The sequence below is a fragment of the Pyrinomonas sp. genome (assembly GCF_040289685.1).
Taxonomy (GTDB): Bacteria; Acidobacteriota; Blastocatellia; order Pyrinomonadales; family Pyrinomonadaceae; genus Pyrinomonas.
The window spans coordinates 14891-18066 of the sequence record NZ_PSLQ01000070.1; the positions used below are offsets into that span (position 1 = coordinate 14891).

General features: G+C 59.5%; 2 protein-coding genes. Both read left to right on the forward strand.

What is annotated here, in order from left to right; translation table 11 throughout:
* Positions 1–477, forward strand: a 477-nt coding sequence (locus C4334_RS12760; RefSeq protein WP_352432471.1) for an HlyD family secretion protein, incomplete at its 5' end; no start/stop codon positions are given.
* 241 nt (positions 478–718) lie between these two features.
* Complete coding sequence (locus C4334_RS12765; protein ID WP_352432472.1) at positions 719–2299, forward strand: DHA2 family efflux MFS transporter permease subunit; 1581 nt, start codon at positions 719–721, stop codon at positions 2297–2299.
* The last annotated feature ends 877 nt before the right edge of the window (positions 2300–3176 follow it).

A 3176-nucleotide genomic window follows, 5' to 3' on the forward strand; every position in this document is an offset into this window, starting at 1 on the left:
CGAGCACAAGCCGAAACCGCTACAGCCTCCATCGAGCAGTTGCGCGCCGCGGTCAAACAGGCCGAACTCGAACTCTCCTACACGAAGATCTACGCTCCGGCTTCGGGACGCATCGCGCGCCGAGCGGTTGAAGAAGGAAACTTGGTGCAGGCGGGACAACCGCTCGTGGCGATCGTGTCGGGCGAGGTTTGGGTGGTCGCTAATTTCAAAGAGACGCAAATCGGCCAGATGCATCCAGGTCAAACGGTAGAGATCTACGTCGATGCCTATCCGGATAAAGTCTTCCGCGGGCACATCGACAGCATGCAGGCCGGCACAGGATCGCGGTTCAGTCTGCTCCCGCCGGAGAACGCCACCGGCAACTACGTCAAGGTGGTCCAGCGCGTGCCGGTCAAGATCGTCTTCGACGATCCGCCCGATCCGCAGCACATGCTTGTGCCAGGCATGTCGGTCGAGCCAGAAGTGAGGGTACGATGAACGGTGCAACGCATCGAGGCTCAGGTGCCGCAAGCGGCCAGTCGAGACTGAAGCGTAGGTGCACCGAAAGGCGCCGCAGCCGCAATCGAAACGACACCGAGGCCGGCGCGCTGGAGAGTGAAGAGCAACGATGCCCTTCGGGGCAAAGATGATATGTGAAGTCGTCGCTGTTAAAACCGTCGCGCTTGAAATGGAGCGGCGATGAGCGCTGCGAAAGGATCGTTCAAAGGTTGAGTCTGCGATGGACGGCACGGAGCTTGAAAACGATTGGGCATCTTGGCGACCGAGTTACAGTCCTTGGCTGATCGCCTTCTCCGTGATGCTCGCCACTTTCATGGAGGTGCTCGACACTTCGGTCGCCAACGTTTCGCTCCCGCACATCGCCGGCAGCCTTTCCGCCACGCCGGAAGAGGCGACTTGGGTCTTGACGAGCTACCTCGTCTCTAACGCGATCATCTTGCCAGCGACTGGCTGGTTTGCCTCGCTTTTCGGACGCAAGCGCTTCCTTCTGATCTGCATCGGCATCTTCACGCTCGCTTCGGCGCTGTGCGGCATGGCGAGCAGCCTCGGCATGATCATCATCGCGCGCATCCTCCAAGGCGTCGGCGGCGGCGCGCTGCAACCGATCGCGCAGGCTGTGTTGCTTGAAAGTTTTCCGCCGGCGCGCCGCGGCGCCGCGATGGCGATCTACGGCTTGGGCGTGGTGACGGCGCCGATCATCGGGCCGACGCTTGGCGGTTGGATCACAGACAACTACTCTTGGCGCTGGATCTTCTACATCAACCTGCCGGTCGGCGCGCTCGCCGTCGTGATGGCGACTCTCTTCATTGAAGATCCACCATACGTTGGCGCAAGACGCGCCGCGAAGATCGATTACATCGGGTTCGGACTGATGGCCATCGGCCTCGGCGCGTTGCAGATCGTGCTCGACAAAGGTCAACAGGAAGATTGGTTTGAGTCGGCGTGGATCGTGTGGTTATCTGTGCTCTGCGTGCTTGCGCTCGTCGCGTTCGTCATCCGCGAACTGAGGACATCTGATCCGATCGTTGATCTACGCATCTTCGCCAATCGCAACTTCGCCGTCGGCACTGCACTCATCACCTCGGTTGGCATCGTGCTCTTCGGCACCGTCGCCTTGCTGCCGCTCTTTCTTCAAACCCTGCTCGGTTATCCGGCGGTCGAGAGCGGCCTGACCGTCAGTCCGCGCGGTTTCGGATCGGTCGTCTCGATGATCATCGTCGGACGCTTGATCGGGCGAATCGATGGTCGTTGGCTGATCGCATTCGGTTTCGCCACGCTCGCCTATTCGACATACGTGTTCGCTGGGTTAAACCTTGAGATCGCGTCGAGCAACGTGATGTGGCCCAACGTCGTCAGCGGTTTCGCCATGGGCTTCATCTTCGTTCCGCTGACGACCCTGAGCATCAGCACGTTGCCGAACGAACAGATCGGCAACGCAACCGGCGTTTACAACCTGATGCGCAACATCGGCGGGAGCATCGGCATCGCATTGGTGACGACCATGCTCGCGCGCGGCGCACAGGGGCACCAAGCGATCATGGTTGCACATCTGACGCCTTACGATGCGGCCTATCGAGAGAAGTTGAAACAATTGACGAGCGCGTTTGCCGCACACGGCGATCCGGCGACGGCGACGCAACTGGCGCACGGAGCCATATACGGCACGTTGCTCAAGCAGGCCTCGCTCATGGCCTACATCGATAACTTCCGCCTGCTCACCTTGCTTTGCTTGCTCTGCATCCCTTTGACGTTGCTCTTTCGCCGCTTCCGCGCGATGCGGCGACTCGACGGCGTTCATTGACCGTTCTTCGTCGCGTTCTTCTCTTGCGACATGTCGCGTATCTCGCGCGCACGCCGAAAGCATGTCTTCGAAGTAAGAAACGGGAGGTGGCTACAACACCTTTCACACGCGCACTGCAAAAGACTCGAAAGCAAAAAGTCAGCTCCCAGCTCCTCGCCAACGCGGCGACGCAAGGTGGGGTGGCAAGCAAAAGACTCGAAAGCAAAAAGTCAGCTCTCAGCTACAGGTGTGTCGCTCTACCACCTTTCGATCCTCATCGCAGCTGCTGGTAATGGCTGAAGAGAAGCTGGAGCAAGTGGCGGGCGAGTCGTTGGCAGAGGTGGAGCGATGCGACGGGTGGTAGTCGGCAAGGTATGAGGCGGAGGCTGAGCGTGAGTTAGAGCGCGGCGCTCATCTAGCTGCGTGTGTAGCGCGCAAAGGGAGACGGGCACCAGCACACGTTCAGAATAGCGGCTCTTTCTCTTCGCTTAAGTCCGGCGCACAGGGAAGTGAAAACAAGAAGCGCACCTGCTACATGACGCTCGTTGAAAGCGCGCGTTGGCGAGAAGAGAACATCAGCGCAAGAAGCTATGCTGCACTAGCCATGGACATGAGGCCTTCTAAACAAAATTTCCCTATCATGTCAGTGCTTTGATCGGGTAGTGCTGCCGTTTCCCACCCTGTCCGTTCCTACGCCGCTTTGACCGCCGGGACCTGAACCCTTCCCTCGCGCTTTACTCTAGTCGCCTTCGACTCAGGCTAGTCTCGATGACTAATCGGATCGCTGAACGGATCGCACTGACGCCAGTATCTGCAGCCCGACCTCAACCCTTCATCTTCGTCGCCGCTCGACCTCACTGCGACTCGCTGCCGGTCGACTCTGCTTGCTGCGGGCGCC

Coding starts and splice junctions, on each gene's coding strand:
- C4334_RS12765 (WP_352432472.1), top strand. CDS start 719: ATGGACGGCACGGAGCTTGAAAACGATTGGGCATCTTGGCGACCGAGT.